At 63.6% G+C, this 15144-nt stretch carries 15 protein-coding genes; 10 read left to right on the forward strand and 5 right to left on the reverse strand.

The window, feature by feature from the left end; translation table 11 throughout:
- Window positions 1-43 precede the first annotated feature (43 nt).
- Window positions 44-1207, forward strand: a complete 1164-nt coding sequence (locus CK215_RS05465; RefSeq protein WP_066997520.1) for an isovaleryl-CoA dehydrogenase — start codon at window positions 44-46, stop codon at window positions 1205-1207.
- Between the two features lie 17 nt (window positions 1208-1224).
- Here the strand turns inward: CK215_RS05465 and CK215_RS05470 are convergent, their stop codons facing one another.
- The gene (locus tag CK215_RS05470; RefSeq protein ID WP_066997523.1) at window positions 1225-1617 is read right to left on the reverse strand and encodes a hypothetical protein; all 393 of its coding nucleotides are present in this window, start codon (window positions 1615-1617) and stop codon (window positions 1225-1227) included.
- 244 nt (window positions 1618-1861) lie between these two features.
- On the opposite strand from CK215_RS05470, the gene CK215_RS05475 reads away from it, so the two are divergent.
- The 4 genes from CK215_RS05475 to CK215_RS05490 all read left to right on the forward strand — a co-directional run bounded on the left by CK215_RS05475 (window position 1862) and on the right by CK215_RS05490 (window position 6508).
- A complete protein-coding gene (locus CK215_RS05475; protein ID WP_095830341.1) occupies window positions 1862-3469 on the forward strand; it encodes a carboxyl transferase domain-containing protein in 1608 nt (535 codons plus the stop codon).
- Between the two features lie 2 nt (window positions 3470-3471).
- On the forward strand, window positions 3472-4002 hold the full coding sequence (locus CK215_RS05480; protein ID WP_066997529.1) for an O-acetyl-ADP-ribose deacetylase: 531 nt from the start codon (window positions 3472-3474) through the stop codon (window positions 4000-4002).
- Between the two features lie 120 nt (window positions 4003-4122).
- A complete protein-coding gene (locus CK215_RS05485; RefSeq protein WP_066997532.1) occupies window positions 4123-4497 on the forward strand; it encodes a hypothetical protein in 375 nt (124 codons plus the stop codon).
- A gap of 49 nt (window positions 4498-4546) precedes the next feature.
- A complete protein-coding gene (locus CK215_RS05490; protein WP_095830342.1) occupies window positions 4547-6508 on the forward strand; it encodes an acetyl/propionyl/methylcrotonyl-CoA carboxylase subunit alpha in 1962 nt (653 codons plus the stop codon).
- Between the two features lie 162 nt (window positions 6509-6670).
- Here CK215_RS05490 and CK215_RS05495 read toward each other — a convergent pair whose 3' ends face one another.
- Both CK215_RS05495 and CK215_RS05500 read right to left on the reverse strand, forming a co-directional pair.
- A complete protein-coding gene (locus CK215_RS05495; protein ID WP_067321025.1) occupies window positions 6671-7792 on the reverse strand; it encodes an ABC transporter substrate-binding protein in 1122 nt (373 codons plus the stop codon).
- Between the two features lie 379 nt (window positions 7793-8171).
- The gene (locus CK215_RS05500) at window positions 8172-8438 is read right to left on the reverse strand and encodes a sel1 repeat family protein (protein WP_066997543.1); all 267 of its coding nucleotides are present in this window, start codon (window positions 8436-8438) and stop codon (window positions 8172-8174) included.
- 434 nt (window positions 8439-8872) lie between these two features.
- On the opposite strand from CK215_RS05500, the gene CK215_RS05505 reads away from it, so the two are divergent.
- The 5 genes from CK215_RS05505 (at window position 8873) to CK215_RS05520 (ending at window position 12537) form a co-directional block, all read left to right on the forward strand.
- Window positions 8873-9214 carry a DUF2147 domain-containing protein gene (locus tag CK215_RS05505; protein ID WP_095830343.1) on the forward strand — a complete coding sequence of 114 codons (342 nt, stop codon included), beginning with the start codon at window positions 8873-8875 and terminating at the stop codon, window positions 9212-9214.
- Between the two features lie 206 nt (window positions 9215-9420).
- Window positions 9421-9573 carry a hypothetical protein gene (locus CK215_RS31245; RefSeq protein ID WP_164747131.1) on the forward strand — a complete coding sequence of 51 codons (153 nt, stop codon included), beginning with the start codon at window positions 9421-9423 and terminating at the stop codon, window positions 9571-9573.
- Window positions 9574-9605: 32 nt separating this feature from the next.
- On the forward strand, window positions 9606-9800 hold the full coding sequence (locus CK215_RS05510) for a hypothetical protein (protein ID WP_066997549.1): 195 nt from the start codon (window positions 9606-9608) through the stop codon (window positions 9798-9800).
- Window positions 9801-9927: 127 nt separating this feature from the next.
- Window positions 9928-11388, forward strand: coding sequence for an AMP nucleosidase (locus CK215_RS05515; protein WP_245299647.1), 1461 nt, complete (start codon window positions 9928-9930; stop codon window positions 11386-11388).
- Window positions 11389-11526: 138 nt separating this feature from the next.
- The gene (locus CK215_RS05520) at window positions 11527-12537 is read left to right on the forward strand and encodes an endonuclease/exonuclease/phosphatase family protein (RefSeq protein WP_095830588.1); all 1011 of its coding nucleotides are present in this window, start codon (window positions 11527-11529) and stop codon (window positions 12535-12537) included.
- Between the two features lie 44 nt (window positions 12538-12581).
- Here the strand turns inward: CK215_RS05520 and CK215_RS05525 are convergent, their stop codons facing one another.
- On the reverse strand, window positions 12582-13175 hold the full coding sequence (locus CK215_RS05525) for a DUF922 domain-containing protein (RefSeq protein WP_066997555.1): 594 nt from the start codon (window positions 13173-13175) through the stop codon (window positions 12582-12584).
- A 168-nt stretch (window positions 13176-13343) separates the two neighbouring features.
- Complete coding sequence (locus tag CK215_RS05530; protein WP_095830589.1) at window positions 13344-15023, reverse strand: electron transfer flavoprotein-ubiquinone oxidoreductase; 1680 nt, start codon at window positions 15021-15023, stop codon at window positions 13344-13346.
- Window positions 15024-15144 lie beyond the last annotated feature (121 nt).

Raw genomic sequence — 15144 nt, forward strand, 5'->3', positions numbered from 1 at the left:
CTTATCGAAGTCGATTTCGGGGTCATGCGCCGGGAGGAACGCCATGTACACGAATACGCTGAACTTCGGGCTTGATGCCGACATTGAGGCGTTGCGCGATACCGTAAGGCGCTTCGCACAAGACAGGATCGCGCCGATCGCGGCCGATATCGACCGCTCCAACGAATTCCCGGCACATCTGTGGGGGGAGCTCGGCGCGCTCGGCCTGCTCGGCATCACCGCCGATGCCGAGTTCGGCGGCAGCGGTATGGGCTATCTCGCGCATGTCGTGGCGATGGAGGAGATTTCCCGCGCATCCGCCTCGGTCGGCCTCTCCTACGGCGCGCATTCCAATCTCTGCGTTAACCAGATCAACCGCTGGGCAACGCCGGCACAGAAGGAGAAATACCTCCCTGCGCTCTGCTCGGGCGAAAAGGTCGGCGCGCTGGCAATGTCGGAGTCCGGATCAGGCTCGGACGTCGTGTCGCTGCGGCTGCGCGCCGAAAAGCGCAACGACCGCTATGTGCTCAACGGTTCGAAAATGTGGATCACCAACGGACCCGATGCCGAGACCTTGGTGGTCTATGCCAAGACCGATCCGGAGCGCAATTCGCGCGGCATCACCGCCTTCATCATCGAAAAAACCTTTGCCGGGTTTTCGGTGGCCCAAAAACTCGACAAGCTCGGCATGCGCGGCTCGAACACCGGCGAGCTCGTCTTCGAGAATGTCGAGGTGCCGTTCGAGAATGTGCTGCATGAGGAAGGGCGCGGCGTCGAGGTGCTGATGTCGGGCCTCGACTATGAGCGCGCCGTGCTCTCCGGCGGGCCGATCGGGCTGATGGCGGCCTGCCTCGACGTGGCGGTGCCTTACGTGCATGAGCGCAAGCAGTTCGGCCAGCCGATCGGCAGTTTTCAGCTGGTGCAGGGCAAGCTTGCCGACATGTATTCGACGATGAACGCGGCGCGCGCCTATGTCTACGCCGTGGCCGGTGCCTGCGACCGCGGCGAGACCACGCGCAAGGACGCCGCCGGCTGCGTGCTCTTCGCGGCCGAAAAGGCGACGCAGATGGCGCTCGATGCCATCCAGCTGCTCGGCGGCAACGGCTATATCAACGATTATCCGACCGGGCGGCTTCTGCGCGACGCCAAGCTCTACGAGATCGGCGCCGGCACCAGCGAGATCCGCCGCTGGCTGATCGGCCGCGAGATCATGGCGGAGGGAGTGTGATGTCTCCCTCCGTCACCTCAGCCGAACGCCTTGGGCAGGTCGTCGGTCGGCTTGGCGACGATCTGATGCTCATCGCGCCACAGAACCTCACGCTGGCGCCGGGACGTGATCGAGCGCACAGGCAAGCCGCCCTCCTCGATCAGCCAGGCGCAATAGCGCGCACGGCTGATGGCTTCCTTGGCGTTCGGGTGGAACCAGCAGACGCCCCAAATCGACTCACGGCGCTTGAAATGCCGCCCAACCCGGCCAGGAATGGGCAAATGCCGATTGAACCAGTCGAACTGATCCTCCAGTTCGCCATGGATCCAGTCCGGGCAGCCATTCCGGTACAAGTACCAGGACGCATGGAAAAAGCCGCTCTCTACCCGGCTCTTCGGATGGATCAGCGGCGTTACAAACCGCACATACATAGTGACACCCACAGCGCTTGCAGGCGCCGTGTTCCTTTTGCTCGAATCCGGGACGTGGAAAGCCGCCCTTCGGCGGCGTCAGGCCATGGCCGAGGGGAGACATTTGGTGAAACGCATATCGATGCCTTTCATCGTCGCCTCCTGAGGTGTCATTCGTACAAAAGATGCCGCGCTGCGCACGCAGCATCCGGGTGCGGGCTGTTACACTGGTTGCGTTGCGGCATCAAGAGGTGTGAGGAATAACGTGGCCACACTCCAAACCCAAATCTCCCCCTCCTCGGAAAGCTTCGGCGCCAATGCCGAGCGCATGCGGGGGCTGGTCGACGATATCGCCGAGAAGGCGGCGGGCATCGAGCGCGGCGGCTCGGACGAGGCGCGCGAGCGCCACCAAAGCCGCGGCAAGCTGCTGCCGCGCGAAAGATTGGCGCAACTGCTCGACACCGGCTCGCCTTTTCTCGAGATCGGCCAGTTCGCGGCATGGTCGATGTATGGCGAGGATATTCCGTCGGCCGGCATCATCACCGGCATCGGCCGTGTCGAAGGCCGGGAGGTCATGGTCGTCGTCAACGACGCGACGGTGAAAGGCGGCACCTATTATCCGGTGACGGTGAAGAAGCATCTGCGCGCGCAGGAGATCGCGCTGCAGAACAAGCTGCCTTGCGTCTACCTGGTCGACAGCGGTGGCGCCAACCTGCCCAACCAGGACGAGGTCTTCCCCGACCGTGAGCATTTCGGCCGCATCTTCTACAACCAGGCCAACATGTCGGCAGCCGGCATCCCGCAGATCGCTTGCGTCATGGGCTCCTGCACGGCGGGCGGGGCCTATGTGCCGGCGATGTCGGACGAAACGATCATGGTGCGCAACCAGGCGACCATTTTTCTTGGCGGCCCGCCGCTGGTGAAGGCTGCCACCGGCGAGGATGTCAGCGCCGAGGAGCTCGGCGGCGCCGAGGTCCACACCAGGCTTTCCGGCGTCGCCGACCACTATGCCATGGATGACGAGCACGCGCTGGCCATTTGCCGACGCATCGTCAAGAACCTGAATCGGAACAAGGCCGTAAGCCTGAACTTACAGAAACCGGTATCGCCGCTTCACGATCCGCATGAACTCTACGGCATCGTGCCGACGGATTTGCGCCAGCCCTACGACGTTCGCGAGGTGATCGCGCGTCTGGTCGACGGTTCCGAGTTCGACGAGTTCAAGCAGAATTACGGCACCACCTTGGTCACCGGTTTTGCGCATCTGCACGGCATGCCGGTCGGCATCCTCGGCAACAATGGGGTGCTGTTCTCGGAAAGCGCGCTGAAGGGCGCGCATTTCATCGAGCTCTGCTGCCAGCGCGGCATTCCGCTGATCTTCCTGCAGAACATCACCGGCTTCATGGTCGGGCGAAAGTATGAGGCCGGCGGCATCGCCAAGGACGGCGCCAAGCTGGTCACGGCGGTCGCCACGGCACGCGTGCCGAAGCTTACGGTGATCATCGGCGGTTCGTTCGGCGCCGGCAATTACGGCATGTGCGGCCGCGCCTATTCGCCCCGCTTCCTGTGGATGTGGCCGAATGCGCGCATTTCGGTGATGGGCGGCGAGCAGGCGGCAACGGTGCTCGCCATGGTCAAGCGCGAGGGCATCGAGCGCAAGGGCGGTGAGTGGAGCGCCGAGGAGGAAGCGAAATTCAGGAAGCCGATCCTGATGAAATACGAGCATGAGGGTCACCCGCTCTATTCTTCGGCAAGGCTTTGGGACGACGGCATCATCGATCCGGCCAAAACACGCGAGGTGCTGGCGCTCAGCCTCTCGGCGGCGCTCAATACCGGGGTCGAGGAAACGAAGTTCGGCGTGTTCAGGATGTGACGATGAGCGGCGTCAGCGATAGGATCCGCGTGCATACCGGCGACATCACCAGGCTTAAGGTCGATGCCATCGTCAATGCCGCCAATTCCTCGCTGCTCGGCGGCGGTGGTGTCGACGGCGCTATCCACCGCGCCGCCGGGCCGGAGCTGGTCGCCGAATGCCGCACGCTGAACGGCTGCAGGACCGGGGATGCCAAACTGACGAAAGGCTACCGGCTGCCGGCGCGCTATGTCATTCACACTGTCGGCCCGGTCTGGCACGGCGGGGGCGAGAGCGAGGCGGAGTTGCTCGCCTCCTGCTATCGGCGCTCGCTGGAGATTGCCACCGGTAAGGACTGTCGAACGATAGCATTTCCGGCGATCTCGACCGGCATCTACGGCTATCCGAAAGATCAGGCTACCGAAATAGCCGTCGGCACGGTTGCTGTTTTTCTAGGCGAAAACGCCATCCCCGAGACCGTGACTTTCTGCTGCTTCGACGATCTGACTGCCAAACTATACAGCTCAACCGTTGCTGCGATTGGGGGAGCCTGAACTTTATGACAAAGACGTTCCACCCGTTCACGAGATCGAGATTCTTGAGTGACCATCTAGCGACGCCGGCAAATATTCGATATTGCTCATCCTGCATTGTCTCATGGGGATTGGGTAAAAATGACACGAGAATATCTGCGGAAAGCTTCCGCGTCGATACTTGCAGGAATGCTTATATTCGCCTCGTGCGGCGCTGTCGTCGCCGGGTCGCTGGCTGGAAGCGAGGGGGACAAGCGCTTTCCACCTTACATCCCACGCAATCCCAAGGATCCGTGCAACAGGGCGTACAAGGCCTATCTGGCGGCGAGCGGCCATTCAGCCTACGCGACCACGCCTTATGCCCGGATCATGTCGTCTTATATCATCTGTGGTGGACACCTGAATGCGCCGTCCCAAAAGGTTGCGGAAGAGCTGGCGATGAAATCCTGCCTGGCCACGCGCGCGCACTACAAGGTGACTACGGGCGGCGCCTGCGAGATCGCCGCATCGAAGTAGGCCCGCGCCTGCCGAATTGGCGCTGCCCGTCGCAAACTCGGGAGGCTCCATGTTCGGCAAGATCCTGATCGCCAATCGAGGCGAGATCGCTTGCCGCGTCATCCGCACCGCGAGCAAGCTCGGCGCGCGAACAGTCGCCGTCTATTCGGATGCCGACGCGCGAGCGCTGCATGTCGAGATGGCCGACGAGGCGGTGCATATCGGCCCCTCGCCGGTCGGTGACAGCTATCTGCGCGGCGACAGGATCATTGCCGCGGCGCTTGCCACAGGCGCCGAGGCTATCCACCCCGGCTACGGCCTCCTTTCGGAGAACCCCGACTTCGTCGACCAGGTGACGGCAGCGGGCCTCATCTTCATCGGCCCGTCCGCCGCCTCGATCCGCGCCATGGGGCTGAAGGACGCCGCCAAGCGGTTGATGGAAAAGGCCGGCGTTCCGGTGGTGCCCGGCTATCACGGCGAAGCGCAGGAGATTGTGCTGCTTGCCACAAAAGCGCGCGAGATCGGCTACCCGGTGCTGATCAAGGCGCGCGCCGGCGGCGGCGGCAAGGGCATGCGGCGCGTCGACCATCCGGACGACTTCTCCGAGGCGCTGTCCGGAGCGCGGCGCGAGGCCAAGGCTGCCTTCGGCGACGACCGCGTTCTGGTCGAAAAATATGTCGACAAGCCGCGCCACATCGAAGTCCAGGTGTTCGGTGACAATTTCGGCAATGTCGTGCATCTTTTCGAGCGCGACTGCTCGGCGCAGCGCCGCCACCAGAAGGTGATCGAGGAGGCGCCCGCCCCCGGCATGACGCCGGCGCTGCGCAAGGCGATGACGGAAGCGGCGGTGAAGGCCGCCAAGGCAATCAGCTATTCGGGCGCCGGCACGATCGAGTTCATCGTCGATGCTTCCGAGGCCCTCAAAGCCGACCGCTTCTGGTTCATGGAGATGAACACACGGCTGCAGGTCGAGCATCCCGTCACCGAGATGGTCACCGGCGTCGATCTGGTCGAATGGCAGCTTCGTGTCGCCGCCGGCGAAAAACTGCCGAAGGCGCAGAACGAGATCGCCCTTGCCGGACATGCTTTCGAGGCGCGCATCTACGCCGAGGACGCGGCCAAGGGATTCCTGCCGGCGACGGGCACGCTTTATCATCTCAAATTCCCCGACACGCCGCCGGAGGATGCCGCCATGCGCATCGAGACCGGCGTGCGGTCCGGCGATGCGATCTCGCCCTTCTACGATCCGATGATCGCCAAGCTGGTGGTGCACGCCAGGGACAGAACCACCGCGCTTGGCGCGCTGCGCAAGGCGCTGGCCCGAACCGAAGTTGCCGGCTCGACGGTCAACACAGCCTTCCTTGCAGCACTCGCCGCCGACGCCGATTTCGCGGCGGGCGATATCGACACCGGCCTGATCGGCCGGCATCAGGACGCTCTTGTCGCTGTTCCCGCGCCAAGCGATGAAGCGATCGCCGCGGCGGCGCTGGCAGCGACCGACGCAAGCACGGCGGGTCCGGCCGCCGATCCGTGGTGCTCGCTCGCCGGCTATGCGCATTTCCATACGCTGGCGCGCCGCACCCGGCTGCGTTACGGCGAGGAGAACATCCTGGCCCGGGTTTCGGCGCGGCCAGACGGCCGCTTCCAGGTGGCGCTGGAGGCGCCGCATGACGCGCTCAACGCGCACGACCTCAGGAGCATGCCGCGCAGCGCGCGCTGGCCGGGCCATGTCACGGTGTTCGAAGGAGCGGTCGGATATACATTCACGGTGCCGGATCCGCTGGCCAAGGCGGATGAGGCCGCGGCCGCGTCGGACAGCCTGCGCGCGCCGATGCCGGGATTGGTCAAGCTGGTGCGCGCGGCAGCGGGCGATGCCGTGATCAAGGGCCAGCCGCTCCTGATCCTCGAGGCGATGAAGATGGAACATACGATCGCCGCACCCCATGACGGGGTGATTGCCGAGATCGCGGCCGAAGGCGCGCAAGTGAGCGACGGCACGGTGCTGGTGCGGTTCGAGGACGCACGGGGCTGAGCTGCCGGTCGCCTTGGATCGGCAACGGGACAAACTGGCTGGGGCGGCAGGACTCCAGGGGGACGCCGTAGAGCGCCGAACTGGCCTCCAAATCAGTGCCAAGGCACATACGAAAACGGCCGAGACAAATCCCGGCCATTTCCAATCGATCTGCAGAACGAATTACGGCTTGATCGGCGCGTATTTGCCGTCGTGCCACTGGTTGATGTCGTAGCTGGCGTTCTTCAGGTCGCCCTTCTCGTCGAAGATCACATCGCCGACCACGGTGCTGATCGGCTTGCCGTCCTTCAGCGCCTCGGCGACCTTGGCCGGGTCGTCGGTGCCGGCGCGCTTGACGCCTTCGGCCACCGCCTGGATCACTGCATAGGAGAACAGCGTGAAACCTTCCGGTGTGAAGCCGCCTTGCTTGATCTTGGCCACGGCCTCCTTCGCTTCCGGCTTCGACTGCGGATCCGAGGGGAAGACGAACATCGTGCCTTCACCGGCCGGGCCGGCGATCTGCCAGAATTCCGGCGAGGCGATCGAGTCCGGCATGATCAGCTGGAACTTGACGTTCTGCTCCGCTGCCTGGCGCAGGATCAAGCCGGCCTCCGGATGGTAGCCGCCGAAATAGACGACGTCGGCCTTGAGCTCTTTCAGCTTGGTGACCAAAGCCGAATAGTCCTTCTCGCCGGCATTGATGCCTTCATAGTCGACCTCCTTGAGGCCGCCGGCATTCATGGTCGCCTTGACAGCATCGGCAACGCCCTGACCGTAGGCGCTCTTGTCGTGCAGGACGACGACGTTCTTGCCGGCATATTTCTTGGCGATCCATGGACCGATGAAAGCGCCCTGCGCATCGTCACGCGTGTAGAGGCGCATGATCGTCGGCCAGCCGGCCTTGGCCGCGGCGTCGGTCAGTTCCGGATTAGACGAGGCCGGGCTCATCATCAGGGTGCCGGCTTCGGCGTAGACGGCGGAAGCGGGAATGCTCGAGCCCGAGCAGGCATGGCCGTCGACGAACTTGACGCCGTTGGCAACGATGCGATTGGCAACCGACACCGCCTGCTTCGGATCGCATTGGTCGTCCTGGATGTCGATCTTGATCTTGTTGCCATTGACACCTCCGGCGGCATTGATGGCATCCGCCGCGGCCTGCGCGCCCTGCTTGAACTGGTCGCCGATGTTGGCGAGCTGCCCGGTCATCGGGCCGACCACCGAAATCGTGATGTCGTCGGCGAAGGCAACCGATGCGCTCATCGTCAGGCCCAATGCGGCCGCGCTCAAAATACCCAATCTTTTCATGACAATAGAACTCCTCCACTTGCGCGCGGCCGTTCCGGCCACGCTTCTTCCAGAGAGCCGGGACAATTTCACCCTTCGCCGGAACTGTCGAGAGCACAATGTATCGGGATTTGGTTCATTCCGACGGGGAGTTCTTGGGCCAAGCCGCCGTTCCCATACAGCCGGAGACTGCGCAAATGCAAAAGCCGCGCCGGCCTTGTCCCGGCCGGTCGCGGCTTTTGCAGTCGAGCTTCCCGGCACCCCGCGCGCCTGAACCCGCTCGCTTCCCTGTGTTGTCGCACGGCTTGAGTTCGTTGACCTGCCGCGTTCTTGGTCTGGTTAACCGGCCGTCTTTTTGCGGCCTTGTCCCTTAAGAGCTTTCGGGCCTTACCCCGCAAAATCAGTGCATCGTCATCCATTCGCGCGCTTCGCGCAGCGCCTTGGCGATCTCGGCCTTCGACATCGATGCCGACAATTCCGAGCGCAGCTCGGCGGCGCGGAGCGATCCCTTGATCGCGGCGATGTTGAACCATTTGTGGGCGGCAATGACGTCGGTCTCGCAATCGCGGCCGGTCGCATACATCATGCCCAGTTCGAAAAGAATGTCGGCCTGGGCAGTTGCCCCCATGGCGCCGAAGCCGGCTTCAAGCATTTCAAAACGTGCCATTTCAATCCCCTGTCTGCTCCCGAGAGCTGCCTCCTTCTGTCCCTGGAAGTCCCCGGGCGGGCCGCTCTTTCGATGCTTTCGAGGATGACGGCTCGCCTTGAATCCGTCGTTAAATGGCTTGCTTAATTTGAAGAAAACAAAGCTAAAACAAGAGGTAAACGCGAAGAACCGTTAAGCATAGGAATCCAGCAATTCAGCCGATCTGCGCCAAATTCGTCGAAAATTTGAGGCGCGGGAATCAAGACTTCGCTAACCACGGAAACCGAAGCCTTTTTCGCCATCCGTTCATTTCCAGCGACCGACGCGGCCGAAATCCTTGCAAGCTTCCGTCGCGGCACGGCTTTCGTTTTGGCGATGGCTGGATTAGCTTTACGTTTGCGTAAGGGACAGAAAGGCGGAACGAGGCCCGCCGGAACCCTAAAGGGAGGACAAGCATGTTTCGAAAAGTCAGCCTGGCCCTGGCGGCCACCTTGATAATGGCAGGCGCCGCGTCGGCCGACCCGATCGAGGGCAATTGGAAGACGCAGGCCGGATCGACAGCGGCGATCGCCGGCGGCGGGGCGTTTTCCATCACGCTCAAGTCCGGCAAATATGCCGGCAAGACGATCGGCTCCTTCAAGGCGGCCGGCGACAACAAGTACACCGGCACCATAACAGACCCGGAAACCGACAAGACCTATTCCGGCAAGGCGACGCTTTCCGGCACCTCGCTAAAGATGAGCGGCTGCGTTCTGGGCGGACTGATCTGCAAGACCCAGACCTGGCACAAGCTCTGACAGTCGAACGGATGACGATGCAAAAACGGGGCCCGGCGCCCCGTTTTCTTTTTGAGCGCCGTTTCTGAGCGCAACGCTGGACAAGGCATTTCGCAGGCCTTGGCCGGGTCATGACCCCATCAGCCAATTTGAACCGCAGATGAATACCGGTCTCAGAACCGGTTCAGAGGCGCTCGGGCATTCTCCTCGCATTGAAGGAGAGACCAATGCTTGTCCGCCGCTTCACCATCGTGTGCCTGCTGATGAGCCTGTTCGGCATGTTCTTCGCCATCCTCGTGGCCGAAGCCGGCCGTCCGGCGCGCTCACCGCGAATGGCCGATACCTGCCGGCTGGACTGCATGAACCATTTCGGCCGCTGAAACGACCAATACTCGAAACCGGAACGACCACCATGAACCGCATCGCTGCCTCCACCCTCAAAGCTCTTCGGCTCCTGCCGCGGGCGATGCTCATCCTGATGGTGCTTGCCGCTCCTGTGCTGGCGGTGCCGATGATGCGCGCCGACGCCGGTTCGGTCATCGAGGCGCCGGCGCCGAAGAAGGCAGGCATCGGCTTCGTGCTGCTGGTCAGCCTGCAGCGTGGCTGACACGGCCAGAGAAAAATACTCCGCAAGGCGGGCTTCGCGCCCGCCTCCCCCTCCCAAGCGCTCTTCCAAATCCCTATATTGGGCCATGGAAAAGCGAATCTACCCCCAAGCCATCGAATCGGTCGTCATGCCGGAGCCTTTCGGCAGGCAGAGTTTTGACGACGCCAAGAAGGCGGTCGCGGCGCTGGAGGCGCTCTACGACCGCAACACCAAATTCCTGCGCGATTCCTTCGCCAAGCTCGCCGCCGGCGGCGACGAGAGCAGGCGCTACCGGGCCTTTTATCCGCAGATCGGCGTCACCACCACCTCGTTCACGCAGATCGACTCGCGCCAAGCCTACGGCCATATGCCGACGCCCGGGCATTTTGCCACCACCATCACCCAGCCAAAGCTGTTCGAGAACTATCTCGTCGAGCAGCTTCGGCTCATCATGCGCAATCACGGCGTCCAGGTCACGGTGTCGGAATCGACGACGCCGATCCCGCTGCATTTCGCCTTCCTGGAGGGCACCTATGTCGACGGCACGGCTGCCGAGCGCATCAGGCGACCGATCCGCGACCTGTTCGACGTGCCGGATCTCGACGGCACCGACGACCAGATCGCCAACGGCACATTCGAGGTGGCGTTCGGCGAGCCGAGGCCGCTGGCGCCGTTCACGGCCCAGCGCATCGACTATTCGCTGCACCGCATGACGCACTACACGGCTACCAGCCCGCAGCATTTCCAGAATTTCGTGCTGTTCACCAATTACCAGTTCTACATCGACGAGTTCGTGGCGCGGGCCCGCGAACTGATGGAGAGCGGCGGCGGCGGTTACAGCGAATTCGTCGAGCCGGGCAATCTCGTGACCAAGGCCGGGGCCGGCGCGGCGAGCGAAGGCACCCCGCCACAGCGCCTGCCGCAAATGCCGGCCTACCATCTGAAGAAGTCGGGCCATGGCGGCATCACCATGGTCAATATCGGCGTCGGCCCGTCCAACGCCAAGACCATCACCGACCATATCGCGGTTCTTCGGCCACATGCCTGGGTGATGCTCGGCCACTGCGCCGGCCTGCGCAACACGCAGGCGCTGGGCGACTATGTGCTGGCCCATGCTTATGTGCGCGAGGATCATGTGCTCGACGACGACCTGCCGGTCTGGGTGCCCATCCCGCCGCTGGCCGAGATCCAGGTAGCGCTGCAGGAAGCGGTCGCCGAAGTAACGGGACTTTCCGGCTACGATCTCAAGCGCATCATGCGCACCGGCACCGTCGCCACCATCGACAACCGCAACTGGGAACTGCGCGACCAGCGCGGACCGGTGCAGCGCCTTTCGCAGTCGCGCGCCATCGCGCTCGACATGGAATCGGCGACGATCGCCGCCAACGGCTTCCGCTTCCGCGTGCCCTACGGCACGCTGCTGTGCGTCTCCGACAAGCCTTTGCATGGCGAACTGAAACTGCCCGGCATGGCGACGGAATTCTACAAGCGGCAGGTGGCGCAGCACCTCACCATCGGCATCAGGGCGATGGAGAAGCTGGCCGAAATGCCGATGGAGCGGCTGCATTCGCGCAAGTTGAGAAGCTTCTCCGAGACTGCTTTCCAGTAGCCGAGGCAACTCATCGTCTTGCCCGGGCCGCAATTTTGCCGATAAGCAGGCCTGAGCGAGACTATGTCGCTGCAAAAAGATGCCGGCGACATTCGGCAGAACACGACTGACATGACAACAGGCGGCGCGCGCTCAAACATGACGGCTGGGGTGGCATTCCTGGCGATGACGGCACTCACGGCCGCGCTGCTGGCCGGATTCCTCGGCGCGCTGCATCCAGCCCTCGATTCGTTCTCGCATTTTCGTATTCATCTGAGCGTGCTCACGGCGCTGCTGGCGGTGGCGCTGCTTGCCAGTTCGTACCGGCTGCAAGCGGCAGCAGCGCTGCTCTTCGCCCTAGCCTGCCTCGCCACGACGGCCAGCGCGCTGCCCAGGTTGTGGCCGCAGCAGGCGGTCGCCAAACCTGCCGACCGTATCGTCTACAGCCTGCTGCAGATCAATCTTCGCTTCGACAATCCGACGCCCAAGAAGGTGCTGTCGCTGATCGGCCGCACCAACCCTGATGTGATCACCCTCGACGAGGTGTCGGGAATGTGGACGAGAGAGCTCGGCTATATCACCGGCGCCTATCCGTACCGCATCCTCTGCCCCTACCCCAACGGCGTATTCGGGGTCGCGCTGCTCTCGCGGCGGCCTTTTGCCGCCGGCACGGCGCCGCATTGCGAGCCGCGCGGTGCGATGGCTACCGCCACGGTCGATTTCGGCGGCACCGGCGTCGATGTCGCGGCAATCCATTTGAGCTGGCCGTGGCCGCGCGAGCAGTACTGGCAGATCGGCGAGCTGGCGGAGCCGCTTGCCGCGCTCGGCGAAACCGCCATCATGGCCGGCGACTGCAACGCCGCGCCGTGGAGCGCTGCGGTGCGTCGTGTCGCCTCGCTCGGCGGACTGAGCGTGATGCCGTCGGCCGGGCCGACCTGGATTCACCGGAAGCTGCCGGATTTCATCCGGCGCTTCGCCGGCCTGCCGATCGACCAGGTGTTCAGCAAGGGGGCCGTGACAATCCATTCGGCGACGCGGCTGGAAGACGCCGGCTCCGACCACTTGCCGGTGCTGGTCGAGTTCTCGTTGCGGTCCGACGGCCGAGAGCCCGAGCACGAGCATCAGTCGGCGCTGGCGGCAAACGCACAACTTGGCAAGACGGGCAGTTAGCGTCGCATTGCTTCCCGCCGCATCGCCGGTTTCTGCTTGTGCCGCTAGGGCCTGATCAAAGCAGCGACCAGGTGCTCGACATGACCGCCTTCGCGGTGCTCGCGGGCATCGAAGGCATTTTGCCTGGCCTCGTATTCGGCATAGACAGCCTGGATGCGCCGGCGCGCCTCGCTGCGCGCCTTGTAGCAATAGGGGTCGTTAGCGACCCTAAGACCGGTGATCGAGCGATCGGTGACGCGCATCATTTCCCGGGCAATGCGGCCATGGGTTCCCTCGTGGGCGCGCACGCCGGCGAAGAACCGGTTCCAGCGCTTCTTCAATGCAGGCGTGGCTGGCGACGCCAAGCGGGGGAAAGTGTAGAAGAGACTGAGCGTTCCGTTTGCCTGCCGTATCCGGCACGAGCCCTTGTCCTGGATAACGCCAAGCTCCCAGTCGGCCGTATAGGCGGTCTGGGCGATGGCATGCGTCATGAAGCCGTGCTTGGGACCTTTGCTGCCCATCGCCTCGATGAGCGCCGCGCCCGAATTGCCGGCAATGTCATAGGTGCGCGTCTGGACCAGCACCCTGGTGCCGGCCGAAGCCTGCGGCGCGCAGAGCGCGCCGAGAGCGACAAGGCATGTCAGAACCGCCATGCGCATAACCGTCTCCTCCCTATCCTTAGGGAAAGGGAACACAAGCAGGCAGCGGATTCAACAGCCTTGAGGTTGCGCCGTCGCAACCGGTATTGCTCGTAGGTGCCGCCTGTTACCCGGCTCTCGCCAGCCGCAGGATGGCGGCTGTCGAGCCGGCCCGGCCAGACGTGGGGCTCACATGCCTTGGTAGACCGGCCCCTCTCCGCCTTGCGGGGGCACCCAATTGATGTTCCGGTTCGGGTCCTTGATGTCGCAAGTCTTGCAGTGGACGCAGTTCTGCGCGTTGATGACGAAGCGCACGTCCTTGGCGGACGGATCGGCAGCGGCATTGCCGTCCTTGTCCAGCCACTCATAGACGCCGGCCGGGCAGTAGCGGGTCGATGGCCCGGCGAACACGTCGTGCTCGGAACGCTGCTGCAGCGCCATGTCGCCGACGATGAGGTGCACGGGCTCATTTTCCTCATGGTTGGTGTTGGACAAAAACACCGAGGAGAGCCGGTCGAAGGTCAAGACGCCATCCGCCTTCGGATAAGCGATTTTCTGGTGCTTGGAGGCGGGCTCGAGCGTCGCATAGTCGGCCTTGCCGTGCTTCAGCGTGCCGAAGGGCGAGAAGCCGAACAGCGTGTTCAGCCACATGTCGAGACCACCGATGCCGACACCGACGATGGTGCCGAAGCGCGACCACAGCGGCTTGACGTTGCGCACCTTCTTCAGATCCCTGCCGATGTCGCTGCCGCGCCAGGCGTCTTCATAGGAGGCGAGCTCGTCATTGGCCCGGCCGGCGGCAATGGCGTCCGCGACATGCTCGGCGGCCAGCATGCCGGACAGCACCGCATTGTGCGAGCCCTTGATGCGGGGCACGTTGACGAAGCCGGCCGCGCAGCCCATCAGCACGCCGCCGGGGAAGGAGAGTTTCGGCACCGACTGCCAGCCGCCCTCGGTAATGGCGCGCGCGCCATAGCCGATCCGCTTGGCGCCCTCGAAGGTGCCTCTGATCGCCGGATGAGTCTTGAAGCGCTGGAATTCCTCGAAGGGGGAGAGCCAAGGATTCTTATAGTTCAGATGGACGACGAAGCCGACCGCCACCTGGTTGTCTTCGAGATGGTAGAGGAAGGAGCCGCCGCCGGTTTTCATGTCGAGCGGCCAGCCGAAGGAGTGCTGCACCAGCCCCGGCTTGTGGTTCTCAGGCTTGACCTGCCAGAGTTCCTTGAGGCCGATGCCGAATTTGGCGGGCTCGCGGCCGTCGGCAAGCTGGTATCTGGCGATCAGCTGCTTGGCCAGAGAGCCGCGCGCGCCCTCGCCGATCAGCACGTATTTGCCCATCAGCGCCATGCCCGGAGCGTAGGCCGGGCCATGCGTGCCGTCCTTCTCGACGCCCATGTCGCCAGTGATCACGCCGGTCACGGCGCCGGCGTCGTTGTAGACAAGGCTCGCCGCGGCAAAGCCCGGATAAATCTCGACGCCGAGCGCCTCGGCCTTGGTCGCCAGCCAGCGGCAGACATTGCCAAGCGAGACGATGTAGTTGCCGTGGTTGTTCATCAGCGGCGGCATCAGGAAGTTGGGCAGGCGGAAGGACCCGGCGGGGCCCAGCACCAGGAAATGATCGTCGGTGACAGGCGTCTTGAAAGGGTGCCCTTCCTCCTCGCGCCAGCCCGGCAAAAGGCGGTCGATGCCGATCGGGTCGACGACGGCGCCGGACAGGATATGGGCGCCGACCTCGCCGCCTTTTTCCAGCACGACGACGGAAAGGTCGGGGTTGAGCTGCTTCAGACGGATCGCCGCGGCAAGGCCGGCCGGACCGGCGCCGACGATGACCACGTCGAATTCCATGCTCTCGCGTTCGATTTCGCTCATCTGCCCCTCGCTGGCTTGCCCTATTCTCGCATTTTGCTGGCTCACGCGCTGCATAGCGCATCAATTCGCGACGCGAAACCGGCGCTGACGTGACAAAGCCGATTTCGACAAAAAGTCGCGG

The organism is Mesorhizobium sp. WSM3864, from assembly GCF_002294955.1.
In the GTDB taxonomy this organism is placed as follows: Bacteria; Pseudomonadota; Alphaproteobacteria; order Rhizobiales; family Rhizobiaceae; genus Mesorhizobium.